The following is a 24824-nucleotide window of genomic DNA, read 5'->3' on the forward strand; positions in this document are numbered from 1 at the left end:
CCCGGGCGGTGCCCTGGCGGGGTGGCGTCAGATGACGCGGCGGGCGGCGAGAATCGTCCAGTCCTTGATCGGGGTGATCCGGACCGGCTTTGATGTGCGCGGTGCCTCGATCACGAGGCCCTCGCCGATGTACATGCCGACATGCTCAGGCCGGGCGGCGGTGCCGCGGCTGAAGATGAGGTCACCGGGCTTGAGCTGGGCGGGCGAGACCGCCTTGCCCTCGTTGACCTGCGTGTACGTGGTGCGGGAGAGCGTGACGCCGGCGTGCGCGTACGCCTGCTGCATCAGCGAGCTGCAGTCGCAGCGGCCCATCGGGTCCGGGCCGTGGGCGTTGGTGCAGGCTCCGCCCCACTGGTAGAGGGTGCCGAGCTGGTGCATCGCCCACTCGATGGCCTTGCGCGCCTTCGGGTGGGCGTCCTTGGGGATCTTGTATCCCTTCGGGACGCTGCCCTCGGGGATCGGGCCGAAGCCGGAGCCGTCCTGGCCCGGAGCACACCCGGTGGTGCCGGCGTCCGGGTCCTTTCCTGGGTTCGGATCCTTGGCGTCCTTGTCGTTTCCGGCGCCGGGGAAGGTCTTGGCGATGGCTTCCTGCAGCGCGGTGGCCAGGTGCTCCCACTGCGCGTAGGCGTCCGGCAGGCCGGACTGCTGGACGGCTTGGGCGGCCTGGGTGACGGTCATCTGCTGCCAGCCGTGCACCTTGAGCAGGTGCTTGTAGAACTGCTCGCTCGCGTACGTCGGGTCACGGATCTGCTCGGCGGTGCCCCAGCCCTGGGAGGGACGCTGCTGGAACAACCCAAGGCTGTCCCTGTCGCCGTAGTTGAGGTTGCGCAGCCGCGACTCCTGCATCGCCGTGGCGAGCGCGATGACCTGGCCCTTTTTGGGGACGTGGAGGCTGATACCGGTGGCCACGATCGTCTGGGCATTGGGAACCTGCTCGGCGGGCAGGTCCAGGCCCTCGACGTGGACGTCTTTGCCGGACGCCCCGTCGAGGATCTCGGTGACCTGCTCGGCGACCTTGCTGGTGTCGATGTCGTTCAGGCAGATGAGGGAGCTGCTGCTGCTTTGAACGGCGTCGGCGGAGGACGCCATCATCATGCCGGTGCCGGCGAGCAGGAGCGGGGAGAGGAAGACGACGCCGATGCCGGCGGCGAGCGCCTTCAACCGGAGCGGACCGCTCGCGGGTCAGCGAGGTCGGGCAGGGGTGGGTAGCGAGACGTCATGAGCGTGTCCTTCGGGGATGCGGTGTCCGGCGTGCCGCGTGCGCGAGGCGTGGTGGAAGGGCGCGGCGGCCGGGGTGGGCGATCAAGGCGGACCGACGCGGGGCGAGTTGCCGCTCGCTCCAGCTGGCCGGGCCGTGAGCTAGGTGTGCCGGAGCAAGGGGGTACCTCCGTGAGGTGTGGCGGGGGAGTAGCCAGCGGCGGTGTGCGCCGGGCGGTTCAAAAACAGTAGATGCGGATTGGCGGTTGACCAAAAAGCTGGCGCGAGGTGCCGGAATCCGGCACCCCCGCACGGCACTTCTTGGTCGTCGGCGGATTCGCCTCTACAGTTTTTGGACTCCCCCTCGCCTCCTCGGTCTGCGGCCCTGGGCTTCTGCACGCCCACTTCCGGCCCGCGAGGACTCCTGTGCGAGGCGGCTAGTTCCCCCCGTGAATCCGCACCCGAATAGGGGCCCCTCTTTGCCTTTTTCCCTTCACCAGGGCGACGCCCTGGCCGTTCTCTCCGGCCTTCCGGACGGCTGCGTCGACTCCGTCATCACCGACCCGCCGTACAACAGCGGTGGCCGGACCGCGAAGGAGCGCACCACCCGCTCCGCGAAGCAGAAGTACACCTCCGCCGATGCCAAGAACGACCTCGCCGACTTCACCGGCGAGAACATGGACCAGAGGTCCTACGCGTTCTGGCTCACGCAGATCATGACCGAAGCGCACCGTCTGACGAAGACCGGCGGGACCGCGCTGTTGTTCACCGACTGGCGTCAGCTCCCGACGACGACGGACGCGATCCAGGCCGCCGGGTGGCTGTGGCGCGGCGTGCTTGCCTGGCACAAGCCGCAGGCCAGGCCGCAGAAGGGCCGGTTCACCCAGAACTGCGAATTCATCGTCTGGGCCAGTAAGGGGCCGATCGACGGCTCCCGGAACCCGGTCTATCTGCCCGGCATGTACTCGGCGTCGCAGCCCTCGGGCGCGCAGCGCCGGCACATCACGCAGAAGCCGGTCGAGGTGATGCGCGAGCTGGTCAAGATCAGCCCCGAGGGCGGCACGGTCCTCGACTTCTGCGCCGGCTCCGGCTCCACGGGCGTGGCCGCTCTGCTGGAAGGCCGGGACTTCATCGGCGTGGAGAAGACCGAGCACTACGCGTCGATCGCGGCTGACCGGCTCACCGAGACGATCCGCGAAACCCTCACGCAGGACGACGTGGACCTTAGCGGCTGAGCCCCGTCCTTGCCTGCTGCCAAGGCGACCGGCTCCCCAAGCGTAGCCGCCGGCGCAATACCGCCGCAGTGGCCGTGCAGCTCGCCGGATGGGCCGCGCGCAGACGCTTCCGTCCTTTTTTCATCCCGTGTCTCGTAGGAGGCCGAGCTTTTCAATGCCCGAATCAACAAAGTCGCCTGACGATGGCGAGTTGGAGCCGGTTCGTATTCCGGATCGACAGCTGGAGGGAATCGAGGCGAGCGTGCGGCGGCTCATGGAGCAGTCGGCGCAACAGGCTCAGCAGCTCGACCACCTCGCGTCCGCCCCGCCGCCCAGCGGATCACCGTTCGCCGCCTTCGGCATGCCAGGACTCGGCGGGCCGCCTCCCGCCGCTCCACCGGAGCCCCGCCCGATCCTGGAACTCGACGGAGAAGAACGCGAGGACGAACTCGACGCCCTGTCCGACTGGGTGGATGACTTTTTCCTCCCGGTGTACGGGGCGGAGGTCACCACCGCGGCTCCCTGGTGCCTGCAGTGGCAGGAGCACGACGACGTGGTGGCCTGGCTCCACGCCCTGTGGCTCGCCTACCAGCAGCACAAGGATCCCGAAGCCGGGCTGTCCGGTCTGTTCGTGTGGCACCGGGACTTCCTCACCCACGCCGTCGCGGCGATCCGCGCGCCGGGTGGGCCGCTGTCGGCCTGCATGACCTCGCCCGACCGGCCCGCGCACCGCCTTCTGCCCGGCCCGCCGCCGTCCGTGCGCACGGAGACGGCGAACACGACACAAGTCGCCGAACCGGACGAGCCGACGTCATGACCGCGGGAGCGGGACAGCCCGCCTTCGCACTGAGCTTCGACCCCCGCGCGCTGACCGATCTCCTCCAGGCCCCCAGCGACATACGCGACCTCACCCTCGCCTACCTGCAGGAAGTCGTGAACGCGCAGCGCTTCGGCCTGCGTCTCGACGGTGACCTGGAGGGATTCAGGAAGCTGTTCGTGGACTCGCGCAGGGACTGGCGTGTCGTCTACGGCGTCCGCCCGGCACCCGCGGAGTCCGCGCATCCCAAGGAGATCCACGTCGTCGCCATCCGGCCGCGAGCAGGCAACGACGTCTACGACGAGGTCGGCCGCCGCCTGGGGATGACTCGTCGGCCGCTGAGCGCCCGCACCCACGCGGCACGCTCGCGTTCCCCGCAGCTGACCACCCGCGCTCCAGTACCCCGGCCCGGTCCGCCGCCCACCGCACTGCCGGGGCTGCCCCGTCCCGCCCCAAACCCCGCGCACCATCACACCCGCTGAACGCACAGAGGTCCGCCTATGCACCCTCCACCCGCGCCGGCACCCACCCGGCGTGCGGTCTCCCCGCTCGACCACCGCCTCCAAGCCGTCACCGGGCACGACGTCGACACCCTGTGGGCCTACCGCGACCGCGGCATCCTCGACGAGCAGCACGCCCACCTGGTCGACCGGCACCGTGAACTGGCCAAGGCCCAGACCAGCGTCACCTTCTACCTCCGGCTCCTCAACCGCCTGTCCAGCGGCGAGTTCGACGTCGACAGCGCCCTGTTCACGCGCATCGACCGCACCGTGGACCAGCTGGAAGAGGCCACCGCCGCGCGGGACGCCGCGGCTAGGAAGGTGCTCGCCGCCCTGGAGCCCATCGAAGCAGCAGCGGCGGCTTGCGCGCCCGACGCCCGGCAGCTCTCGACGGATGACCAGGCGGCGCTGCTCGCCATCGCCGGCGGCGCCAAGCTCTACGAACACCTGCTGACCGGCCGGATGTCCGTCACAGCCGCCTCCGGTATCCGGATCCCCCACGCCAAGCTGCAGCAGTTGGAGGATGCCGGCCTGGTCGTCCGGGACACCGGCCACCCCTTGCACGCCGGCCAGCCGGTCGCGCTCACCGATGCTGGACGGGCCGCGCTGTTCGCCGCCCGCCGGGCTCCCACGGTGCAGGCGCCGAAGGTCTCGGCTCGCCCCGGCGCATCGCGGCCCACCCCGGCGCAGCGGCGCTGACTTCACCGAAAGGCTCTTGTTGTCTCCCACCGACCCGGCGCCGGACCGGAAGTCCATCCCCCAAGTCGACTTCAATCTGGACGACCTCGACGCCGACGAGGAGAAGTACCTCGACTTCTACCGCAAGGTCGCCGTCCACGAGGACATGCTCGTTCCCCTCGCCGAACACCACGACGGCCCGCACAGCTACTACGTCCTGTTCGACCGCACCGCCACCTGGGGACACCCCGGCATGCCGCAGGTGCTCGCCGTGCATCTGCAACGGGACCACGAGAAGCGGACGTTCAGCTTCGAGCATGCCCCTCTGCCGCTGCCCGCGATGGCGCAGTCCTGGCTCATCCACCGTGGCTGTCCGTCCGATGCCATCGCCCTCGCCCCACTGGGCCCGCCGCCAGCGGACGAGGCCACGCGCGCGCTGGAGTTGCGCCTCGCCGGCGACGGCGACCACTACGCCATGGGCTACTCCTACACCAGCGACGACCCGGACGACATGGTCATCGTCGTGGCCCTGCGTGCCCTGGACGAGCGAGCTCCCTCGCCGTTCCGCGTCGTGGTCGAAGAGGTCGACACCGAGACGTGGACGCACACCCTGCGCGAGGGCGGCTTCGACACGCTCGGCGAGGCACTGCAGTGGTGCGACGACCGCCTCGCGGGCGAGGCCGGCCCTCTTCCGCCGGTCCGCCCGGCAGCCGCAGTTAGCCGCCCGGCCGGCTTGCCGAAGGCTCCTGCCCCGCGCCCGCCCGGCCGCTCACGCTGAGCGTCAAAGCCGACCAGGGCGGCGCAACATAGCCGACGATCGCCGGTTAGCCAAACCGGCGAATATCCGGACTCTTATACAGCCGCCGGGACAACCCCGCGGCATCTTCCCCGCAATCCCTATGCCTTCACGGAGGTTTCTTCCGCATGCGCTCCACCCGAATTGCCATATCCGCAGCCATGCTCGGCGCACTCGCTCTGCCGGTGCTGTCCGCCACCACCGCCAGCGCGACCCCCGCGAGCAGCTGCTCGTCCCAGCCGCCGCTGCCGTACGAGGTGCACACCGCGGCCGTGACCATCCGGTCCAAGGCCACCACGCATTCCACCGCGCTCGGCGTGCTCTACAAGAGCCACCGCTTCAGGGTGCACAAGAAGAGCGGCAACTGGCTCTACATCACGGACAAGACCACCGGGGTCAAGGGCTGGGTCTCCGGCACCTACGTCTACCGCGACGTCCGAATGTGCCTGGACTGACAGGCCCCAGCAGGTGACCGTAAGCGGCTCAGCCACCGGGTACGGCAGCCCCTCCCATTCCCCAGGGATCGGCCTTTTGAGAACAGGAGATTTCCCTATGCCCGATGGCATATCCGATGAGTCTGAGGATGTCGTGGGCGTGCTCACCGAACGGATCGAAGCGCGTTTCGGCATGGGCATGGACCAGTTGAAGTCCGCGGTCGCCGCCGCGCCGACCGCGAATCCTGACGCCACCGACGTCGTCAAGTGGCATGGCCTTCTCGTCGAGAGCCAGTCCGTGCTGGACCGTGCGGAGGACGATCTTGTTGCTGCGCTGCAGACCCAGCCCAGCGAGGTCGACGATCCGACGATGGGCCTCGCCCACCGGGTGAACGCGGCTGTCACCGCCCGCGACGGCCGGGCCATGGTCGTGCGGTGGCTCCTTGACCCGGACGCTCCGGGGAAGAAGGACCTTGCCGCCCAGCGTCTCGCCCGCCTCCGGCCCCGAACCGGTCCGGCGGTGCAGACCAGCGCTCCCCATCGTCCCGCCGGTACAGCCGCACCGGCGTCGGCGTGGCGGTCGGCCAGGGCCGCCCGATGAGCCGGGGCGAGGCCAGCACCATGGACGACGACCTGCAGAAGGTCTTCGGGAAACCGGTACCCGAGCTGTACGAGGCGGCTGCCGGCCAGGATGCTTCGCCCGCGCTCGCCCGTGCCCTGGAGCTGCGGTCGTTTCTGGCGCTCACCGAGGAGCAGGTCGTCCGCGTCCGCGACCGCGTCCACGCCGACATGGACCCGGACCGCGACATGGGAGAGCTGTCGGCGGACAAGCTCCGCTTCGACGCGCAGTGGCTGGAAGCAGCCCTGGAGGCCCGCGACGGCTACCGCGCCGCCCTCGGCGAACTGCTGCGCGCCATGCCCCCGCCTGCCCAGCAGGCACGTCCCGTCCGCACGGCACAGCTCAGGGCCACCGCAACCCTGCCCCCGTCTGCCGCCCCGGCACCCCAGCGTGCCGGGGCGGCCCGGGCCCGCCGACCGTGAAAGCCCCCGATTGCCCCACCTCACGTCCACCGACATAGCCGGACGGATCGAGGACCTGTACGGCGCGCCGCTCGCCGACCTCGAAGCCCACGCCCAGGACCAGCCGCCCGGCATGCTCTCCGCCCTGCTCGGCATGCACGAGGGCCTCGCCCTCGCCGAGCGCAGCATCGACGTCCACCGCGACCACCTCGCCCGGCTCCTCCACCCCGAGCGGCAGATCGGCCCGCACGAGGTCTCCCACCTCCTCGACGGTGCACGCCGGCTAGCCGAAGCCGTCGCCGTCCGGGACGTCCATGCCAAGTCGGCCGCCGCCGTTCTGCAAAGCCTGGCCCGCGTCCCTGCCCCCACGCATGCCCCGCCGGCTTGCGCGCCGCCCGTTCCGGCTCCACCTGTTGCGGCGCCGAGCCCGGCGCACAGCCGCTGACCCCAGGCGATCCCTCTCTTTCCTTCACCCAGGAGCTCCTCCCTTGGCCATCACCGCTCTGCCCCCTGACACCGACGCCGACATCGCCCGGGTCACCGAGGCCCTCGCCATGATCACCCCGCGCTGGAACGTGAGGATCCTCCTGGCCCTCTCCGGCCCGCCGCTGCGCTACAGCGAGCTGGCGGCCAAGGTGTCCTGGCTGCAGAACGGCCAGCTCCATCCCAAGCTCAAGTCGCTGTGCGATGCCGGACTCGTCGAACGCACCGAACACACCGCACGGCACGTGACCTACCGCCACACCGAACGCGGTGCGGCCCTGCTGCAGGTCCTGCCGGTGATCGTCACCTGGGCCGAGGAACACCTGGAGAAGGCGGAACGCCCGCTGCCCGCGATCGAGCAGATCGAGGACAGCCTGACCCTGCTCACCCGGCGCCACGCCGCCGCCATCCTGTGGGTGCTCAAGTCCCGGCAGGAGGTCAGCGGCCGGGCCCTGGCCCGGATCGTGATGCCCAGCAGCGATTGGACCAACATCTACCCGCCGCTGCGGCAGCTCGTCGCCGACGGCCTGGTCGACACCGAGGGCATCGGCCAGCCCTACCGCCTGTCCGCAGCCGGCGATGGCCTTGGCCCCGTGCTCGGAGCCCTGTCCGCCTGGTCCGCCGGGCAGCCCCTCGACCAGGCGTCCCACCATCCGGTCTGGGGACACCCGCAGGCGAAGCCCGCGCCGAGGCCGTGGCTCAGCAGCCAGCCACGGCCGGCCCCCGCGGCGCTCCCACCCGTTCGCACGACCGGATCCTCTCTGGCGTGGCACCACCGCGATCTCTTCTCGCACGCCACGACCGCCCGCCCGAAGGCAGCCATCCCGGCGGGAGGCCCGCGCCGATGAGCACCCCCTTCACCCCTGCCGAAGTACGCCACGCCGTCGAACTTCTCGCCTCGCGCTCCTTGATCCGCCTGGTCACCGAGATCGACGACAACGGCGCCATACCGCCGCGACGGCTGGCCGGCACCCTGCCCGACCTCTCCACACACCAACTGCGAAGCGCCTCCGACACGGCCCGCACCCACGGTCTCATCCGGGTCGCGTCCGGCGCCGGTCTGGAACTCACCGACAGTGGATCGGAGTTGGCCGACCTGTACGACGCGATGGCGCGCTGGGCCCGACGTCACGCCGTCCCGGCCCCCGTCTGCGAGTTCAGCCCCCGTATCCGACACGTCCTCGACCTGTTGGCGCCCTCGCTCACCACCGAGCACGGCGATGGCCTCGCACCGCTGTCCGCCGTGACCGGCGCCGGGGCGGCGGCGGACCTTGCCCGTCCCCGCACGCTGCTGATCCAGTGGCTGGCCGCTAACCCCCAGGTGGCCAGGGCGTTCGAGCCTGAGCCGGTCGCGTGAGCGCAGCGGTCACGCCCCGGCACGCACGCCACACCGCCGGGCTGCTGCGCGGCATCTACCTGCCGCGCACGGCGGACGCGTTGGCGTTCGCCATGTCCACCTACGGCATCCCGCTGCTGGTCCTGGCCACCACGCGCTCCGCCGCGCTCACGGGAGCGGCGTTCGCGTTGGAGTGGATCCCGAGGCTGGCGGCGTTCGGGTGGGCCGGATCGATCGTCGACCGGCGCGGGGCGTCCGTCGTCTTCCACCTCGCCTCCCTAGGACGTGCGATGGCTCTCGCCGCCGGCGCGGTCCTGCTCCACCATCACCCGTCCGGCACGGTGGCGAGCGTGACCGTGATGGTGCTCGCGGCGGTCACGGGCGTGCTCACCGAGTTCAGTTACATTGCGGCCGAGACCGCGGGCGCCGCCGTCGGCCGCCGAGCGGGAACGCGGGCCCATCGCGTTCAGGCCGTCCTGCTCGGCATCGACCAGATTGCGACCCTGGCCGGGCCGGCGCTCGCCGCAGTGCTCCTGCTCGCAGGGCCGCCGCCGATGCTCGCGGTGATCACCGTGTTGTCGCTTCTCGCCGCGCTGCTCGCCCTGCGAACACCCCCCTCGCCCGTCGCCCCGGCCCGCACGCCGAAGCGGCAGGCCAGCGCCGGGCTGCTCACCGGGTGGCGCACCATCCGATCGCTGCCCGCGCTCGGCTGGCTCGTGACCGGGCTGACCCTGTCCAACCTCGCCACGGGGCTCCTCCAGGCGGCCGGTCCCGTGATCGTCGTCAAGCACTTCGCGCAGTCCACCACCGACGTCGGCCTGGTCTGGTCCGCCGCTGCCGCAGCGACGCTCCTCAGCGTCACCCTCTGCCGGGTTGCGATCGACCGCCTGGGCCTGTGGCCGGTGGGCGCCGCCTGCGCGGCCCTTGCCTCGCTTGCCTCCCTCGCCGCCGCCCAAGCCCCCGACTACCTCTCCTACCTTGTCCTGGTCGCGGTCCTCATGGCGGCCGAGGGCGGCATGACGGTGGTGCTGCGCACGCTGCGCTCCCAGCTGATCCCACCGGAGAAGTTCGGCAGCACCCTGTCGGCGACCATCCTCATCCTCCTGCTGCCCTACCCCGTCGCTGGCGTACTGACCGCGCTCACGCCGCCCGACGCACTGGGCCACGTCATCACCGCTTGCGCCGTCCTGCAGGGCCTCGGACTGGCCCTCGCCTTCACGCGCCTGCGCACCGACCCAGCCCTGCGCACCTGACCCTGCACTTTTCCCTAGCCTGTGGAGAACCCCATGCCCACCGCCGTCTCCAGGATGAACCGTGCGAGCGGTCGCACCATCACCGAGCGGTTCCACGCCTTCGACACGCAGAACCCGCACGTCTACCGCGCCCTGGAACGCATGGCCGCCCGCCGCCTGGACGCAGGCGCCACGCGCGTCGGCGTGAAGGGCCTCTTCGAAGACCTGCGCCGCCAACTCCCGTACGGAGTCGCCGGGCTGAACAACAACTTCACCGCCCTCTACGCCCGGCGGCTGATCACCGCGCACCCGAACTGGGCCAGCGCGTTCGAGCTGCGCCGCCGCCGGGCCGACTGACAGCTCCCCGTCCGTTTCCTCCCCTCTGAGCACCCCCGGCCCTGCACCGACTACGCCGCTCAGCCCCGCCTGTCCCGCTCGCGCTGGAGCAGGCGGGGCAGGCGCAGCGTTCCTCGGCCGCCGAGGTCCGCCGTCCACACATCCACGCCCCCTCCGAGGAGCCCTTTCTTGTCCGACCGTCCTGTCGTCCTGGTCGTCGCCGCATCCGACATGGAGGCCGAGGCGTACCGCGGGTACTGCCTTCAGTCCGTGGCCGCCGCCTACGACGTCGTCCTGATCACCGGCGAAGAGCCCTCGTGGGAGACGCCGTACCTGCGGGACTGCGTGGTCGTGCCCGACCCGACCGACCAGGCGGCGCTGTCCGCCGCCGGCCGGGCCCTGGCCGACCGCTACGACCTGGCAGGCGTGTTCACTTGGACCGAGTGGTACCTCGTCCCGGTCGCCCGCCTCGCGCGCCAGCTCGGCCTGCCCACCACCGTCCCGGAGGCCATGCAGGCATGCCGTAACAAGGCCACCTCCCGTGCATTGTTCGCCCGGCACGGGGTTCCGTCGGCTGCCTCGGTGAGCGTGCGCACGCCTGCCGAGGCCGAGGCAGCGGCCGAGCGGATCGGCTACCCGGTCGTGCTGAAGCCCGCCGCGCACGCGGCCAGCATCGGGGTGATCCGCGCCGACACCCCCGAACAGCTCACCGCCGCCTTCGCGTTCGCCGACCAGGCGGCCGGGCTGGGGCTCGAGTCCACCAGCGTGCTGGTGGAGGAATATCTCGACGGGCCTGAGGTGTCGGCCGAGTGTGTCACCTACGGCGGTGAGACCACCGTGGTGGCCGTCACCCGCAAGACGGTCAGCGCCCCGCCGTATTTCGAGGAACTGGCCCACTCCGTCGACGCCGCCGACCCGCTGCTCGACTTGGTCGCCCCGGCGGCACGCGCCGCGATCCACGCCCTGGGGATCACCGACGGCGTCTCCCATGTCGAGATGCGGCTGGTCGACGGCAGGCCGCGGCTGGTCGAGGTCAACGGCCGGATCGCCGGCGACATGATCGGCCACCTCGTCCAGCTCGCCACCGGCATCGACCTACCGCGCGCCGCCGCCGACATCGCCTGCGGCCGTGCCCTCGAGCTCACCCCGACCCGGTCCTCGGCCGCCGCGATCCAGCTGCTCTACCCCGACACCTCCGGCACCCTGCTCCGCCTCGGATTCGACGGCGTCAGCCCGCGCTGGCTGGAACGCGTTTATTTCCAGCACCAGGTCGGCGACCAGCTGCTCCTCCCGGCCGACGGCGGCAACATGTTCACCGCCCGTATCGGCTACCTGATCACCACCGCGCCCACCGCGGACCTCGCCCAGGACCGCGCCCAGCAGGCTGTGCGCCATCTGCAGGTCGACGTGGCGCCCCGCACAACCGACGAGCCTGTTCCAGGTGGCCGCCCTGCATGAGCCGCACCGACGCTTCCGTTCGCCGCAGCCGTGTCCTGCTGACCGGCTACTTCCTCGGCCTGGGCGTGGTGATGGCGGTCTGGGGCGCCCGGATGCCTGCCGTCCAGCACGCCGCCCACCTCACCACCGCCGGCCTGTCGCTCGTCCTGCTCGCCGCCGCTGTCGGTATGGTCGCCGGACTGCAGGCTGGCGGCCGACTCGCCCGGCCCGACCGACTCCCCCTGCTCCTGATCGGCGGAGCCGTAGCACTAGCAGCAGCCCTCGCCCTGCTGGGGCAGTGCCGGACGCTGGCCTCACTACTCGCAGCGGCCCTCGCCTTCGGCGCCGCGCACGGTGTCCTCGACGTCGTCGCCAACACCGCGGCGGTTCGCTGCCAGAACGCCGCTGACCGGCCGGTCATGTCCTCCCTGCACGCCGCGTACTCCATCGGCGCGCTGGGCGGTGCCGCCCTGGCCGCCGCCACGGCGCGCACAGCCCACAGCGCCTTGTTCCTGGCCACCGGCCTCGCGCTGACCGCGACCGTGCTCGTGGCCGGGCCGCGCACCCTCGCGCTGAGCGGCGCCGACCAGTCCGAGCCCTCCGAGCCCCAGGGGCCCGGCCAGGGTCGGGCGGGCAGTGTGTGGCTGTTGGGGGCGCTGGCGGCTGCGAGCTTGCTGGGGGAGGGGGCGGCAGCCGACTGGGCCGCAGTGCACCTGCACACGCTGCACGCCACAACCGCCCTCAGCGCGACAGCGTTTGCCCTCTACAGCACGGGCATGGCGATCGGCCGGCTCACCGGCGACCGGCTCACCGCCGCCCTCGGCGCCTCTGCCGTGGTCCGCACCGGGGCTGCGCTCGCTGCCGCCGGACTGGCCACCGGGGTCCTGGTCGACAGCGTGCCTGCGGCGCTGGCCGGTTGGGCGGTCTTCGGGCTCGGCCTGTCCGGCACCGTCCCCTCCCTGATCGCCGCCGCCGGCAGACACGGCCCCAGAGCCGTCGCCACGCTCTCCGTCACCGGCTATCTCGGCCTCCTCGCTGGCCCCGCCGTCATCGGCGCCCTCGCAAGCGCCACCACCTTGCCCACGGCCCTGCTGCTGCCTGCCCTCCTCGCAGCCGCTCTCGCCGCCCTCACCCGCCGAGCCCTGGAGAACACCGCCCCTTGACCCGTCCCACCGGCCCCGACGCCGTCATCCTCGACTACAACGGCGTTCTCGGCCTGCAGCCCACCCGCGCCCAGTGGCTACGGCTGGCCCGTACCGCTTCCTGGCCCGAAGATGACCTCGCAGCATTCCAGCGCGCCTTCTGGAACGCCCGCGACCTCTACGACGCCGGCCAGCTCAGCGACCTGGCGTACTGGGCCCGCGTCCTCGGCTCCCACCCCGGCCCCCGCCTGTTGCGCGAACTCCTCGCCGCAGACACCGACATGTGGACCGCGACCGACGCCAGTGTCCTGTCCGTCCTGCGCCGCGCCCATGCCACCGGACTGCCGATGGTGCTGTTGTCCAACGCACCCGCCCACCTCAGTACCGTGCTCGACACCCACGACTGGCGCCGCATGATGACCCAGGCGCTCTACTCGGCCCGCCTCCAGCTGTGCAAACCCGCCCCTGACACCTACCAGCAGGCGCTTCAGGCCACCGGGGTCCGTGATCCACGATGCGTGCTGTTCGTGGACGACCGCGTCGACAATTGCCAGGCCACCGCCCGCTTGGGCCTTCGCACGCTGCACTACACCGGCTCGACCGACGCCCTCCGAGCAGCTTTGCTGCCCGCTGCCTGACTCATCCGCCTCGCCGCTACTGAGGAACCCGTGTCCCTCCACGACGACCTTCACACGCTCGACGGAGACGTCTTCGTCTCCCCCCGCTATCTCGCCGGCAGCACCAGCACCGGCGACCTGGCCCTCGCCCCGCTCCTCGACCATGGCTGGGACCTCCAGCACGATGACCTCGGCAACGTGTACGTGAATGCCCCCGACCGGCGCGTGCGCCTGGGCTACCTGCCCGAAGGCGAGGACGACGGGCTCTGGCGCATCAACGCCTACAAGGACTTGTTCGGTCCGCCGACATGGGGCGTCTGTTTCAACGACCGCGTCCCCACCGAGTTCGTCCAGGCGTTCACCACCGCCCTCGCCACCGCCTACGAACAGGGGCCCGATGCCTACCTCGCCAGGCCGGTCACCGGGATCGACGAGCACGATCCCTTCCTCGCCGTCGTACCTCTCCTGAAGCAGGGCTGGGAGATCGACCGTCCCCGTTGGGGCGTCTTCGCCGTCCAAGCCCCAGACGGTCTTGCCGGAATGGAGTTCACCACCGGGGACCTCGATCCGGAAGCCGAGCTGACGACCCGTGACGCCCGCTGGCAGCTGTGGGCGGGCAAGTCCATCGACCGGCCCGTCTGGTACGCGACGGCCAGCACCGACACCCCCGTCGCCCTGCTCACCGCAGTCACCCGGTGCGTCGCTGATCCGGCTCCGCTGCCCCGGTGGCGCCAGGACACCCTGAGCTACATCGAGGGCATGGCCCAGCTCACCCCCATCGTTCCCCCGCAGCCGCCGGCCCCTACCCCGCTTGACGTGCGGCGGGCTGCCGTGTCCCGCCGCCCGGCCGCGCTTCCCGCTGTCAGCGTCCCACGCTGGAGCACCACCAGCCGACCGGCCCTGCCCGGCCAGCGCCGATGAAGTCGGCCCCACCTCGACCGGAGATTTCTCTTGCCCCTGCAGGCCGCCGAGTTCTTCGCCGAGCTGTGCCTTCCCTTCCACGACTTCGCCGTCGTAGGAGCCACCTACTTCGCCGTCCCGGTCCCGGGCGCACCGCTGCGGCTGCGGATCGACTTCACCGCCACCATCCACGCGGACACCTGCGGCGGTCTTCGTGTAGCGGTCATCCACCCGGACCGCGGTGAGATCGACGCGGTCGCCCTCAGCTTCCTCGATCACGGCACCTTCCACCGCCGCGACGAAGCCCACAACACCCAGCCGAACACCAAGCAGTACAGCACGTTCCGCACCTACCGCTATCCCGGCCGTCCACCGTGGGAGGGAGCCGTCACCACCGGGCTGCGCGACGCCATCGAGCAGTACACCGCCGTCTGGTTCCCCGGCGCCTGGGCCGCGTCCACGCCGAACCGCACCGCGGGTCGTTCCGCGCACCGGGCGCCCGCCCCGCCGGCCACCCGCAGCCAAGCCCGCACCCGCTGAGTCCTGACCTAATTCCCCGTCCGGTGACCGACCTTCCACCAACTGATCAAGGAGTCCCCTTCCTCGTGCACGCTCGTTTCGTCCGTGGCGCCGTCCGATCCGCCGCCGTCGCCGCCGCAGTGACCGGTACCCTCACCTGGGCGCCGGCCGCGAACGCCCAGCCCTCCGAACCGACACCCTCGACCTCGGCAGTCGCTGCCGACACGCCGGCCGCGGACGCGGGCAGCGTCGAGATCACCACCAGGGACACGGCCGGAGATGTGCTCCCGGGCGCCGCGTACCTGCTGCTCGACTCAGCCGGTCAGGAGGCCGGGCGCGGGACAACCGACGCGCAGGGGAAGCTGACCTTCCCCGACCTCACGCCGGGCGTCTACCGGCTCAAGGAGACGGCCTCCGGCAACCCGCTTCACGAGGTTGTCGCCGACCAAGACGTCATCGTCACGCCCGGGGCGACCACGCGGCTGACGATCACGGACTCGTACAAGGCCGCCAAGGTCCTCCTGCAGGCCAAGGACGACAAGACCGGCAAGCTCCTGTCCGGCGCAACGGTGAACATCGGCACCGGCACCTCAACGCTGCTCACCCTGACGACCGGTGCCAAGGGCACAGCCTCCGGGGAACTGCCGGTGTCCAGCCGGAAGACGGAGTTTTGGGTCAAGCAGGTCAAGGCACCCGCCGGATACGGCCTCTACAAGCCGTCCAAGACGTTCACCGCGGGCCCCGGCGCCCCTGTGACTGTGACCGTCACCAACACCAAGGCCGCGACCAGCCCGAAGCCCCACCCCTCGGACAAGCCGACCACCGAGCCCACCGGTACCCCGTCCACCCCTGCGGATAGGCCGGGCAGCGAGACCGGCGGGGCCAAGCCCTCCGCGCCGGGCACCGGCACGCCGGATATCGACCCTTCGGCCACCGCAGCCGCAGTCCCGGACGGCGACTCCACGCCGGCGACCCAGGCAGGCTCCCTCGCCCACACCGGCGCCGACGCCACCCCTTGGATCGCCGCAGGCGCGGGGATCCTCATCGTCTCCGGCGCCGTCACCCTGGTCGCTGTGCGCCGTCGTAGGGCTGCCGAGTCCGAGCCCGACGACAACAGCAAGACCAACTAGCCGAAGATCAACCACCGCCAGCAGGCCCCCGTGAAGCGCATCCGGGGGCCTGCTGGCGTCTATCGACGCCGAACCGCTGCCCCACCTCTGGCACGTTTGGCGTGCCGCCGCTATGCCTGGCTCGGCATAGCGCAGGCCGGCCCGCGCGTGGACCGTTCGCACCGGCACGGCCGAGCGCTGTGTCGTGCTGCGCCCCGACTGGTCAGGCTGGCTGGGGGCGACCGAAGAGAAGGTCGTAGCCCGCGGGGAGCTGCAGCAGGATCCGGTTCAGCAGGTCGTCGCCAGCGATGTCGGCGACGACGCTGAGCACGGCGCTGACATCCCAGGCCGCGGTCTGCTCGGTGGCGCCCTCGATCCAGGCCGCTGTCGCCCGGACGAACCCTTCTGGCACAAGCGGTTCGTGTGCCTGGAGCGGGTTGAGCAGGACCAACGCGAGCGTCTCGGGGAGGCGGGCGGCCAGCTCGCTTCGCACCTCGCCCACCAGGTGCGCGCTCAGCAGAGCGAGCACGACGCGGGAGGATCGTTCTGCCTCTTCCATGGTCGGGTATTCGCCGCGCTCTTGGACCGCTGCCAGGAAGCGTCCCAGTTCACACGCATGATCTCCTCCCGAACGAGCGGGCGGGCACCACCGCGAGGGGCTGCCGCACGGGCGGCAGCCCCGTCTCCCGACTTGTGACCGTCGCTGTCGATTCAGCCGCGCTCAGAGCCGTAGGCGACGGCACCAAGCCCTCGCAGTTCTCCCGGCCGCTGCCGGGCAGCCCTCGCGGCAGCGGCCAGAGATCCCATTGCGAACACCCTTCGGTCTACCCCGATACCTTGATCCATGCCATCACGCGCCCGACTGTTCAGCTACGCCCCCACAGCGGCGAATCGGCTCTGTGCGTTCGGTGCTCCATCCGTCAGGCGCTAGCTAGCTGCCGCCTGTCATGCCGGCAAGGGGAGCTGCTCCTTTGCGCACCCCCGAACGCTTGGTATCGGCTGATGCGGAGATTTAGGCGCGTGCCGGGGGCAGGTCGTAGCGGCTGACCGCCAGGTACGTCTCTGGTGTCGCCGCTTCGAGGAGGCTCTCGTCGCCTTCCAGGTCGAGTGCCGGCTCCTGGGATCGGCGCAGCAGGCTGCTCCAGTCGCTCGTCGCACCCCGCTCGTAGGCGTCGCGGAGCAGGAGGCGCAGCCGGGGGCGGGCTTCCTCCTGCTGCTCGCGGAAGATCCGCCGCTGGGTGAGCCGCTGTTCTTCCTGGGCTTCGTCGCTGAGCTCTTGGTCACCGCTCGGCTCGTCCTCGGCGCGCAGTCCTGGAGTGCGCCGGGCGATGTCGAAGTCTTCCTCATGGAGGCGCTCGCAGGCGGCGAAAAGCTTCCGGGACATGCCGAGGTGCACTTCGGTTCCGGGGATGCGGCAGGTGAGGAAGTCGTCGAGCCCTATGGAGCGGATACCGGCGCGCAAGGTGTGCTGCTCGGCTTGGAGCGCTGCTCCGCGGGCATCGGCCCGCATGGCGAGGGTGAGGCCGTCGTGCTCCAGGGGCGTGGTGAGTCCGGTGCGCCGACGACGGGAAGTGCGGTCTGCGGGCACGGGCACGGTGCGCAGTTGCGAGGCGGGAGCGGAGCGCAAGGCGAGGTAGGTGAGCATCTGGGCGCGGGCCGCGCCGATGAGCGCGTCGTCGCTGTCGCCGAGGCGGTCTTCCAGGTTGCCCGCGCCTGCCGCCTCCTCGTCGGTGCCAGACCTATCAGGGCTGAGGGGCGGCTGGCCAGGGTGCAGGTTGTGGTCGATGGTGAGGAAGAGATCGTCACCGGGTCGTACGGACGCTCCGACCAGGACGGTGCGGTGCGCATACGCGCCGAGGATCTTGCTGCCGGCCGCCAGCTGCGCCCACCCTTTGCGGAGCGTGCCCAGGCCGACGTCGCCACCCTTGGCCTCGATCAGCCAGTACCTCTCCTCTGCCTCGTGGCGCCCCCACAGGTCGGGCTGCTTCTTCTTCGGGTCCTTGAACGTGTCGTACAGAGCGGCGATGGGCCCGCCGAGTTCGAGGTGCTCGGTCTGGCCGAGGCCCAGCAACGAACGGCAGGCCCACTCGGTCATCGTCATGCCCAGCCGGTAGCCGGCGGCGTTCTTCGCGCTGCGCTCGGTGCCGTGCGCGTACACCGGGTTCCAGGTCAGGCGCCGCCCCTTGTACCCAGGCACGGGGTGACGGGGCTCGACGACGTGCGCGCCAAGGTAGGCGTACAGCGGAGAGACCCGAGCGACCAGTTCCCCGTGTGCGTAGCGCGGCTGGTTCTGCAGGTGCGGGGTGACGTCCCGGCCTACTTCGGTGGCAGCCTTGATGATCTCCCGCCACGTGGTGGTCGGGGCGTACCAGCCGTCGGCCGCCGGGAACCCGTCCGATCCCGCCCACGCCTTGTGCTTGGCCGTCCGCCACTGCCGCCGAGGCTTCTTCGCGGGTCCGTTTCGGAACAGGACTGGTATGTCGAAGCTGTCGGGGTAGGTCAGCGGCGGCTCGTCGGGGATGTGCGCGGGGATCATGCGGTTCACTCTGGCATGTGCTCAGACCGCTCCCGGAGCCGGGTATCGAGCCGTCTACGGAGCCGCGGCGCAATCGATCCGGCTGGTAATTCAGTCTTGGCGCTGGACATGGACTCGTCGAGCTGGCCCCCCCATTCCGCACGGTTCTCAGGGTCGGTCCCGGCGCACGTCCTTTCGCCGTCGTTCGAGTTGAGGGAGCCAGTGCTCGGGTGGCTGGGGATCCGTGGCTGCTACCGCCCAGCCGTCCTCTTCTTGAGGGTTCCGGGGAGCCCAGGTGCGCGGTGGGCGCAGTGCGAGGACATCCTTGACGAGTGCCCCCATAGCATCAGGAAGGTCCCGGTCAGGATTGTTCAGCAGGAGAGGAATACCCAGCGGGCCCCGTTGGGGGGCTGATGTCCGGTAGGTGACCTGGCAGGAGGCGTTCGCTTCAAAGACGACGCCGCGGGCGTCGGTCGGCCCCTCCTCGTCCGAGAACCAGATCAGCCGGTCGCCGGCTACCAGGCGCTCCCTGCCATGGAGCATGCCGTTCCGCACGGTTCCGTCTCTGTCGAGGAAGGGAACGGGGTCCTCGTAAGCGCCGGGATCGTTGTCGCTGATTCCGGCCACGTGCCCGGGGTCATGCGTGGAGTGGATCTCCAGGAGGTCGCCGTCCGCGTGGGCCATCCAGATGTCGAGAACCTCAGCGGACGAGCTGAGTAGATGGGGGTACGCGGTGAGCACGAACAACTGCCCTGCCCTCAGGGGCAGGACGACTCGGTCATTCGCGGGCAGGCGATGAAGCGCTGGGATCGGCTCCCAGCTGTTGATACCGGTTACCTCCCTCTGGCATCGGCGGATCGCCTCGATGGCCGTGTCCAGGGAAACGCGGAAAAACTCCTTGCTTGCGTTAACGCGTTGGGCGGTGAGGAGGCGGTGGACAGCCTGTTCGACGTCTTTGGGCCGGGACGTGTGGGCCCTGAAGAGCACGTCGAAGGGGAAGGGGACCGATGTGCCCGACAGGTTCTTAGCTCGGTCCTCCGCGAGCAGGTCTGTGTAGCCGATCTTGAGCATGTCCGGGAAGGCAGGGTTCCGCTGGACGTACACGAACCCAGTGGTCCGAGGAGGGGGCAGAGGAGTCCCGATGTCCGTCTTCCTTGGGCTGCTGGTTTTCTGGTGCCTCTTGGTGCCCCTGGAGAATCCGGAGAGCGTGACTGGCGGGTCGGACGACAGTACTTCGATCCCACCTTCGAGGTTGTGATGGGATGAGACGGCGATGCGGCGTCCCGAGGAGAAGTGCTCCACCTCAGCGCGGGACAGACAGCGCAACGCTTCTTCGAGCGGTTCGATCCCCTCATGTTCGTCGTAGTCGCGGTTACGGAAGTCTGGCAGGGATCGGGCCAGTGCATTGGTGGCGGCTTCCGTGATCAGACTGGCGAGCTCCGGGCCGATGTGTGCGTACACAGTGCCTAGGTGGGTGGACTCGATTTCGTCGTACTCGTTGTGTGCTTGGCCGTAGAGGTCGATAGGGACGCCGGCACGCTTCGCGATGAGGAGCAGCTCGCAGGCGTGGCCTGGGTTGTCCAGGTCGAAGACGAAGTGGGCTTGCATGCCCGGGGACTCCGTCCTGGGCTTACGGCAGATGAGTAGAAGGCGGTTCCGATGTTCGGGATCCCGCTCGAAACCGAGGGGCAGCACCCCCTCTGTGAATGCGGCGAGGGCAGCCTCCGCCTCTGCTGCGGTTCGGACGATGACGTTCCACCAGGGCAGAGGGCCGAAGGTGCCGTGTACCGCTTCGGCATCAGGAACGAAGGAACTGCGGGGGGACGACTGCCGGAAGTCGAGGGACTGGTTCAGGAAGGTCTGAATGCAGGCGTCCTGAAAACGCTCCTGATGGGTGCGCGCCCGCAGCATGTCGCGCTCTGTGTCGCTCAGGCAGCCGATCGCCTCGCCGAGCATCTCTAGCTGCTCGTTGACCAGTTTCAAGGCTCGGGCGATCACTGGCCGCAGAGCGTGATTCGTCCGGAGCTGTCGGCTAACCTCTCGAAGGTGCTCCTTGGCCGCGGTGCAGTAGGCCACATCTGCGCCCAACTTCCATAGGTGCCTGGCCTCGTCGGCGGGAAACTGCGCCAGCCACAGGCGATGAGCGTCGTTACCCTTCCTGATTAAGGCAACTGAGGCGGCATGCCGCACATGAGCGTCGCGTTCCGCTTCCAGCCTGGACCAGATGGTGTCGGAGTACGCATCAAGAGATATGACTGAGAGAGGCACCAGAGCCTCTCCGGTGCGAGCCTCCACGCCCCAGTGCCGGGCCAGTTCCCTGGCCACCTGGGCGGCGGTCGCCGCGCGGGACGACCGACGTGACCAGTGGTCCAGGAGGAGGGCATACGTGCTCTCTGGATCCGCAGCGCGCAGTCCGAGGCCGAACAGCAGGACGGAACCGACAAGGCCGTCGCGCTCCACGTGCCGGCGGACATGCTCGACCAGGCTGGTGAGTTGATCCGCGTCAGGCTTGGGATCGGCGAAGACCGGGTGCTTTGCCAGCAGTCCCGTGATGTGCGCGGTGGACCGGCCACGCGCGTCCAAGACGGCGATCCGCAGGATCAGGAGGGCACGCAATAGATCCAGATCACTCGGGTTACCGACGATCCGCGCCGGATCCAGCAACGGGTGGTGGCGACCGACAGAGGTGGCAATCCCCGCGCAGATCTTCTGGATCCACTGCTCGCGCAGATCGGTCAAGCCAGTAGCGGAAGGCACAGCTCTAATCCCCCTGTTGGACAAGGACGGTAATGGAACCCTCTCCGACATCCGCACCGGAGACCGTCACACCTCGTGAAAGCTCTGCCGGCGCGTGCTGCCGGCGACCTGTGGGACATGCAGGCGCCTGGCAGACGCCATGCCCATCAGCCCTGGTGGCCACGGCCAGGCAGCTCATCATCCTGGCCTGTCGCATCTGCGGAGTGTAGGAGGTGCCGCTGACAAGAGACCCGCATCGCGACGTTCCCGCTGACTTCCTCGGGCCCGTGGCGGTGTGGGAAGCCCCCACGACTCGGTTCGCTGTCAAGCGCCTGGATCAGATGCCAGGGCGACTGGCTTCACTGTTGTAGGTTCTCAACTTCAGTGTCAGGCGCCGACCCTGTGACCTGGATATTTCCCTTGAGTCTCACGATGTGTCGGCAGGCGGCTAGCTCAGATCGGTGTCATTTCCTCAGGCTGTCCAGCAGGCTGCAACGCGGCCCGGGGCGTCACGAACCTGCATCGGCAACCATCCGTTCCACCCACTCACACACCTTCGTTGCACACGAACGTCCCGAGCGTCGTCGCCGACAAGCGCCTGCGGGACTACGGACGGGTTGATCAGCCCATAATTGGAGTCAGTGCCGAGCGACCCGGCGCATCGCACCCGCCCCGGGTGCACTCACCGCGATCGGAGAGCATCGTGAAGAACAGCGCGTTGTGGCGAGTGGTTGACAACGAGAGTGGTACCCAGTCCATCGTCAGCACGCCCTCCGAGGCGGTCGCGTTCGTCAACAGCCGGTTCGACACCGATGACGACGACGAGCCGTTCAGCATCACCAAGGTCGGCCCTCTCCTTCCGAAGCCGCTCGGGGTCATCACCGCATGGGCAGCCAAGAAGGACGGCGAGCGAACCGACGGGCGTACTGCCCCGATCACCATCAGGCCGGTTGTGACGGACAACGCCAGCGAGTGCGATGACGTCGTGCTCTGGGGCGACGTGTACGTCTCCTGGGACCACGACATGTACACCGTCGAGGAGCCGGATAGCTCCGAGTACAGCGAGGCTTACAGCGCAGCCGAGTTGAGCGCGATCCTCGACGGGTACGCCGACGACTACGAGTACGCGCCTGAAGGGCCTGAAGGGCCCGACAGCCACAGGTGGCCGAAACCGGAAGAGTTGATCACCTACGGCGCCCAGGAGTGTGCCAAGCGGTTCGGGCACCTCGACGACGACGCCCTGCTGTGGCTCGCTGCCACCCGCATCACGCTCGCCGTGTGGCGCAACACACCCGTCGAGAACTGGCATGCCGGGAAGAGTCCGCTGCACGACGGCACAATGATGCGGATCAACACGGCAACCACCCGACTCGTGCGCTCGATGCTGTCGTTCGACCATGTCGACTGGATCGGTCTCGGTCTCGCGATCGTCAACCCGTCCCGGGTTCTACCGACCGGGCAGTCTGTGCTCGAGCTCGGGCTGGCCTGCCACAACCCTGACGACCCGGCACACGAGGTTGATCCGCGCGTAGAACTCGCGGGGATGGCACAGGTCGCGATCTCATGGGGGCGAAGGTACTGCCTTAGCGAGAAGGAGTTCGGCCTGCGAACCCTGATCGAATCCTTCTGCGCGTCCGACAACGGCTGGTTCGGAGCACCGAGTTGGGGGCGCATCGTCGATCGGTTCCTTACGGCTGTCGACGACCGGGAGAATGCGCACTGGCGCATACACCGGGACAAGCCTTGGTTCGACGAGTGGTTCACCAACCGGCCGGCCGACATTGCGGACACCACGGAATTTCGTCGGCTGCTCCTTGCCGGGCCCGACCTGCTGTCCGAGGAGGCCGCCGAATGGTGCGTGGAAGGTGCCATCGGCTACGTCTGCCAGGACGACCACGCAAACGGCTGCCCGCGGTGCGGTATCCCGCTGGCAACGGAGTCCTCAAACGAGTGACGGCAGTGGCCAGCGATTCTCAATCTCGTGTCAGTTCGGCCAGTCACATGACATCGCGACTGAGAAAATGACACGGGATCTGAGAACCTACAACTGTCCAAGGACGACAGTTCGCCGGGGGCAGACAGGAAAGATCACGGAAAGACTGGCCAACCTGCGCGGGAGCATGTCAACGTAGACGACCTTGCAAGAAACCCCAGGTCAGAGAGGTGATTGTCTGTGACCGTGGCTTCCGTCGGCCCCGGTTTCTCCACCACCGTCGAAGCCCTGCGGCTGCGCGAGTGGCAGCTGGGCCCTGGCCAGCCCACGCTCGTCATGGACCAGTTCTGCGCCGAGGACTTCAACCTCATCGTGGACGACCGTGCGGACGTGCACGTCAGCTCCAAGGACGGCCGGTTCTACCTCGGCTGGTTCCCGCTCGGTCGTCCCGGCACCGACGGCGAGGGATGGAAGATCGCCGTCACCGGAACCGCCAAGGTACCCGGCTACCAGCTGTCGTTCGACACCGAGACGCCGGCCGACATCGTCGCTGCCGCCGTGGCGCGCGTGCTGGAAACCTCGCGTCGCGTATGACAGTGCCCCACGCGTAGTCCTCGCTGGGAGGGTGGTCGGCTGACTGCCAGGCCGCCGGCTCACTCCACCGCTCACCGTTTTCCTCACCCAAGGAGGCCGTTCATGACGTCCACGGAGATGACCGTCGGCGATCTCATCGACCTGCTGTCCGGTTGCGACCGCAGTGCTCCCGTCCGCCAGGCCATGAACCCGTTCTTTCCGATGGCACACCGCTTGGCGCAAGTCGTGCAGTCCGTGGACGAGACCGGCCAAACCGTCGTGTACCTCGCCGAAGGCCGAGACGAGGGCTCACAGCTCGGTCATCTGCCGCCCGAGGTCGCTGTCGCCCTGACCTGGCAAGGCGACACGCAGGCACCGCCGCGCCGCCCCCGCCGCCGTGCCGGCGGTAACTAGACCCGCACCGAGCCCTTGGAGGCGCCCCTGTATCCCGAATTCCCGCCCGACCCGTCCACTCCACGTGGCGGCCAGCCTGCGTTCTGGGTCGGCCCCCGGCATCTGGCCGGTGACGATGGGCGGCTCTACGACACCGTCGCCGACACGCTCGCCGGCTTGGGCTGGACGAGCCTGACGATCGTCCGCGGACGCCACGAGCCGGACGAGGCACCCGAGGGCCGCCAGGTCCTGCGCAGCACCGTCCTGCACATCAGCCCCGACACCCTCCGATGGGCCCAGTGGAGCCTGGCGGACGAACCGTTCCACTTGGGGGACCTGCCGATCGCGTGGCAGATCTCCGCCCGCGCTGACACGAGCAGCCCGCTAGCCCAATGGTCGGCCTACTTCACCCCCGACGTCCCTGGCGAGGCCGTGTCCGACTTCCTCGTCGCGCTCGACGCCCGCGACCAGGCCGCCATGCCGCTCGCCGGCCCCGAGATGGTCCTCGACGCCGTCGCCGCACACGGCTGGCTCCGCGACATCGACCAGCCCCAGGCGGCAGCGACGGACCCGACGTTCACCTCGCACATGAGCCTCGGCGAGGTTCCGCCGCTCATCCAGGACGCCGACCCTCGCGCCCTGATCACTGAGACCGAAGAGGCGGGGCTGGCCGGTTGGCAAGCGTGGGCCGAGCCCGCGCTCGGCGCACCGTGCCTGTGGGCGGCCTCCTTCGGTTCCAGCGTCCCGCACGACCTCGTGGCAGCCTTCGCCGCCTCCCTCAGCTCGACGGCACCGGTCCTGCGACGGGTGCTGCCCGAGGCCACCCGGGAGCGGCTCCTGCGCGCGCCGGCCATCTAACGCCCCGCCGTTGCCTTTCCCCTCAAACACACAGCCCGGCCTTTTCCGA

At 69.7% G+C, this 24824-nt stretch carries 27 protein-coding genes; 23 read left to right on the forward strand and 4 right to left on the reverse strand.

The window, feature by feature from the left end; genetic code table 11:
* Nucleotides 1-27: 27 nt before the first annotated feature.
* Nucleotides 28-1161, reverse strand: coding sequence for a C40 family peptidase (locus FHX78_RS31715; protein ID WP_145870812.1), 1134 nt, complete (start codon nt 1159-1161; stop codon nt 28-30).
* Nucleotides 1162-1676: 515 nt separating this feature from the next.
* Here FHX78_RS31715 and FHX78_RS31720 point away from each other — a divergent pair.
* The 19 genes from FHX78_RS31720 to FHX78_RS31810 all read left to right on the forward strand — a co-directional run bounded on the left by FHX78_RS31720 (nt 1677) and on the right by FHX78_RS31810 (nt 15788).
* Nucleotides 1677-2432, forward strand: a complete 756-nt coding sequence (locus FHX78_RS31720; RefSeq protein ID WP_145870813.1) for a DNA-methyltransferase — start codon at nt 1677-1679, stop codon at nt 2430-2432.
* A 253-nt stretch (nt 2433-2685) separates the two neighbouring features.
* Complete coding sequence (locus tag FHX78_RS31725; protein WP_167532007.1) at nt 2686-3228, forward strand: DUF4913 domain-containing protein; 543 nt, start codon at nt 2686-2688, stop codon at nt 3226-3228.
* Nucleotides 3225-3710 carry a hypothetical protein gene (locus FHX78_RS31730; protein WP_145870815.1) on the forward strand — a complete coding sequence of 162 codons (486 nt, stop codon included), beginning with the start codon at nt 3225-3227 and terminating at the stop codon, nt 3708-3710. The genes FHX78_RS31725 and FHX78_RS31730 overlap by 4 nt, the downstream gene beginning before the upstream one ends.
* A gap of 18 nt (nt 3711-3728) precedes the next feature.
* Nucleotides 3729-4427: a hypothetical protein gene (locus tag FHX78_RS31735; protein ID WP_145870816.1), complete on the forward strand. Its 699-nt coding sequence runs from the start codon at nt 3729-3731 to the stop codon at nt 4425-4427.
* Between the two features lie 16 nt (nt 4428-4443).
* Complete coding sequence (locus tag FHX78_RS31740) at nt 4444-5184, forward strand: hypothetical protein (RefSeq protein WP_145870817.1); 741 nt, start codon at nt 4444-4446, stop codon at nt 5182-5184.
* A gap of 179 nt (nt 5185-5363) precedes the next feature.
* Nucleotides 5364-5657 carry an SH3 domain-containing protein gene (locus tag FHX78_RS31745; protein WP_145872242.1) on the forward strand — a complete coding sequence of 98 codons (294 nt, stop codon included), beginning with the start codon at nt 5364-5366 and terminating at the stop codon, nt 5655-5657.
* A gap of 97 nt (nt 5658-5754) precedes the next feature.
* On the forward strand, nt 5755-6237 hold the full coding sequence (locus FHX78_RS31750) for a hypothetical protein (RefSeq protein WP_145870818.1): 483 nt from the start codon (nt 5755-5757) through the stop codon (nt 6235-6237).
* The gene (locus FHX78_RS31755) at nt 6234-6677 is read left to right on the forward strand and encodes a hypothetical protein (RefSeq protein ID WP_145870819.1); all 444 of its coding nucleotides are present in this window, start codon (nt 6234-6236) and stop codon (nt 6675-6677) included. The genes FHX78_RS31750 and FHX78_RS31755 overlap by 4 nt, the downstream gene beginning before the upstream one ends.
* Before the next feature lie 10 nt (nt 6678-6687).
* Complete coding sequence (locus tag FHX78_RS31760) at nt 6688-7101, forward strand: hypothetical protein (RefSeq protein ID WP_167531906.1); 414 nt, start codon at nt 6688-6690, stop codon at nt 7099-7101.
* Nucleotides 7102-7144: 43 nt separating this feature from the next.
* Nucleotides 7145-7987: a winged helix-turn-helix transcriptional regulator gene (locus tag FHX78_RS31765; RefSeq protein ID WP_145870820.1), complete on the forward strand. Its 843-nt coding sequence runs from the start codon at nt 7145-7147 to the stop codon at nt 7985-7987.
* The gene (locus FHX78_RS31770) at nt 7984-8496 is read left to right on the forward strand and encodes a regulator (protein WP_145870821.1); all 513 of its coding nucleotides are present in this window, start codon (nt 7984-7986) and stop codon (nt 8494-8496) included. The genes FHX78_RS31765 and FHX78_RS31770 overlap by 4 nt, the downstream gene beginning before the upstream one ends.
* A complete protein-coding gene (locus FHX78_RS31775) occupies nt 8493-9728 on the forward strand; it encodes an MFS transporter (protein WP_145870822.1) in 1236 nt (411 codons plus the stop codon). The genes FHX78_RS31770 and FHX78_RS31775 overlap by 4 nt, the downstream gene beginning before the upstream one ends.
* 33 nt (nt 9729-9761) lie before the next feature.
* Complete coding sequence (locus FHX78_RS31780; protein ID WP_145870823.1) at nt 9762-10064, forward strand: hypothetical protein; 303 nt, start codon at nt 9762-9764, stop codon at nt 10062-10064.
* A gap of 210 nt (nt 10065-10274) precedes the next feature.
* On the forward strand, nt 10275-11501 hold the full coding sequence (locus tag FHX78_RS31785; RefSeq protein ID WP_145872244.1) for an ATP-grasp domain-containing protein: 1227 nt from the start codon (nt 10275-10277) through the stop codon (nt 11499-11501).
* Nucleotides 11498-12643 carry an MFS transporter gene (locus tag FHX78_RS31790; RefSeq protein WP_145870824.1) on the forward strand — a complete coding sequence of 382 codons (1146 nt, stop codon included), beginning with the start codon at nt 11498-11500 and terminating at the stop codon, nt 12641-12643. Before FHX78_RS31785 ends, FHX78_RS31790 begins: the two co-directional genes overlap by 4 nt.
* A complete protein-coding gene (locus tag FHX78_RS31795; protein ID WP_145870825.1) occupies nt 12640-13260 on the forward strand; it encodes an HAD-IA family hydrolase in 621 nt (206 codons plus the stop codon). Before FHX78_RS31790 ends, FHX78_RS31795 begins: the two co-directional genes overlap by 4 nt.
* 30 nt (nt 13261-13290) lie before the next feature.
* Nucleotides 13291-14160: an SPDY domain-containing protein gene (locus tag FHX78_RS31800; RefSeq protein ID WP_145870826.1), complete on the forward strand. Its 870-nt coding sequence runs from the start codon at nt 13291-13293 to the stop codon at nt 14158-14160.
* A 30-nt stretch (nt 14161-14190) separates the two neighbouring features.
* Nucleotides 14191-14679 carry a hypothetical protein gene (locus FHX78_RS31805; RefSeq protein ID WP_145870827.1) on the forward strand — a complete coding sequence of 163 codons (489 nt, stop codon included), beginning with the start codon at nt 14191-14193 and terminating at the stop codon, nt 14677-14679.
* A 65-nt stretch (nt 14680-14744) separates the two neighbouring features.
* On the forward strand, nt 14745-15788 hold the full coding sequence (locus FHX78_RS31810) for a SpaA isopeptide-forming pilin-related protein (protein WP_145870828.1): 1044 nt from the start codon (nt 14745-14747) through the stop codon (nt 15786-15788).
* Between the two features lie 202 nt (nt 15789-15990).
* Here FHX78_RS31810 and FHX78_RS31815 read toward each other — a convergent pair whose 3' ends face one another.
* The 3 genes from FHX78_RS31815 to FHX78_RS31825 form a co-directional block, all read right to left on the reverse strand.
* Complete coding sequence (locus tag FHX78_RS31815; RefSeq protein WP_145870829.1) at nt 15991-16326, reverse strand: DUF2267 domain-containing protein; 336 nt, start codon at nt 16324-16326, stop codon at nt 15991-15993.
* Between the two features lie 453 nt (nt 16327-16779).
* Nucleotides 16780-18303: a gamma-glutamyltransferase gene (locus tag FHX78_RS31820; protein WP_229924136.1), complete on the reverse strand. Its 1524-nt coding sequence runs from the start codon at nt 18301-18303 to the stop codon at nt 16780-16782.
* Between the two features lie 147 nt (nt 18304-18450).
* Entirely contained in the window at nt 18451-21021 is a 2571-nt protein-coding gene (locus FHX78_RS31825; RefSeq protein WP_167531907.1) for a GIY-YIG nuclease family protein, read from the reverse strand.
* Nucleotides 21022-21721: 700 nt separating this feature from the next.
* On the opposite strand from FHX78_RS31825, the gene FHX78_RS31830 reads away from it, so the two are divergent.
* The 4 genes from FHX78_RS31830 (at nt 21722) to FHX78_RS31845 (ending at nt 24775) form a co-directional block, all read left to right on the forward strand.
* Nucleotides 21722-22972, forward strand: a complete 1251-nt coding sequence (locus FHX78_RS31830; RefSeq protein ID WP_229924137.1) for a hypothetical protein — start codon at nt 21722-21724, stop codon at nt 22970-22972.
* Between the two features lie 219 nt (nt 22973-23191).
* Nucleotides 23192-23545: an SPDY domain-containing protein gene (locus FHX78_RS31835; RefSeq protein ID WP_093724906.1), complete on the forward strand. Its 354-nt coding sequence runs from the start codon at nt 23192-23194 to the stop codon at nt 23543-23545.
* A gap of 102 nt (nt 23546-23647) precedes the next feature.
* Complete coding sequence (locus tag FHX78_RS31840) at nt 23648-23938, forward strand: hypothetical protein (RefSeq protein ID WP_061915897.1); 291 nt, start codon at nt 23648-23650, stop codon at nt 23936-23938.
* A gap of 15 nt (nt 23939-23953) precedes the next feature.
* A complete protein-coding gene (locus FHX78_RS31845) occupies nt 23954-24775 on the forward strand; it encodes an SPDY domain-containing protein (RefSeq protein ID WP_145870832.1) in 822 nt (273 codons plus the stop codon).
* Nucleotides 24776-24824 lie beyond the last annotated feature (49 nt).

Origin of the sequence: Streptomyces capillispiralis (genome assembly GCF_007829875.1) — a bacterium.
Classification (GTDB): domain Bacteria; phylum Actinomycetota; class Actinomycetes; order Streptomycetales; family Streptomycetaceae; genus Streptomyces; species Streptomyces capillispiralis.

Excerpts from the sequence above, each read along its gene's own strand:
- FHX78_RS31725 (WP_167532007.1), top strand. The coding sequence starts at position 2,686 with ATGGAGCAGTCGGCGCAACAGGCTCAGCAGCTCGACCACCTCGCGTCC.
- FHX78_RS31730 (WP_145870815.1), top strand. The coding sequence starts at position 3,225 with ATGACCGCGGGAGCGGGACAGCCCGCCTTCGCACTGAGCTTCGACCCC.
- FHX78_RS31735 (WP_145870816.1), top strand. The coding sequence starts at position 3,729 with ATGCACCCTCCACCCGCGCCGGCACCCACCCGGCGTGCGGTCTCCCCG.
- FHX78_RS31745 (WP_145872242.1), top strand. The coding sequence starts at position 5,364 with ATGCTCGGCGCACTCGCTCTGCCGGTGCTGTCCGCCACCACCGCCAGC.
- FHX78_RS31750 (WP_145870818.1), top strand. The coding sequence starts at position 5,755 with ATGCCCGATGGCATATCCGATGAGTCTGAGGATGTCGTGGGCGTGCTC.
- FHX78_RS31755 (WP_145870819.1), top strand. The coding sequence starts at position 6,234 with ATGAGCCGGGGCGAGGCCAGCACCATGGACGACGACCTGCAGAAGGTC.
- FHX78_RS31770 (WP_145870821.1), top strand. The coding sequence starts at position 7,984 with ATGAGCACCCCCTTCACCCCTGCCGAAGTACGCCACGCCGTCGAACTT.
- FHX78_RS31780 (WP_145870823.1), top strand. The coding sequence starts at position 9,762 with ATGCCCACCGCCGTCTCCAGGATGAACCGTGCGAGCGGTCGCACCATC.
- FHX78_RS31785 (WP_145872244.1), top strand. The coding sequence starts at position 10,275 with ATGGAGGCCGAGGCGTACCGCGGGTACTGCCTTCAGTCCGTGGCCGCC.
- FHX78_RS31790 (WP_145870824.1), top strand. The coding sequence starts at position 11,498 with ATGAGCCGCACCGACGCTTCCGTTCGCCGCAGCCGTGTCCTGCTGACC.
- FHX78_RS31815 (WP_145870829.1), bottom strand. The coding sequence starts at position 16,326 with ATGGAAGAGGCAGAACGATCCTCCCGCGTCGTGCTCGCTCTGCTGAGC.
- FHX78_RS31820 (WP_229924136.1), bottom strand. The coding sequence starts at position 18,303 with ATGATCCCCGCGCACATCCCCGACGAGCCGCCGCTGACCTACCCCGAC.
- FHX78_RS31840 (WP_061915897.1), top strand. The coding sequence starts at position 23,648 with ATGACGTCCACGGAGATGACCGTCGGCGATCTCATCGACCTGCTGTCC.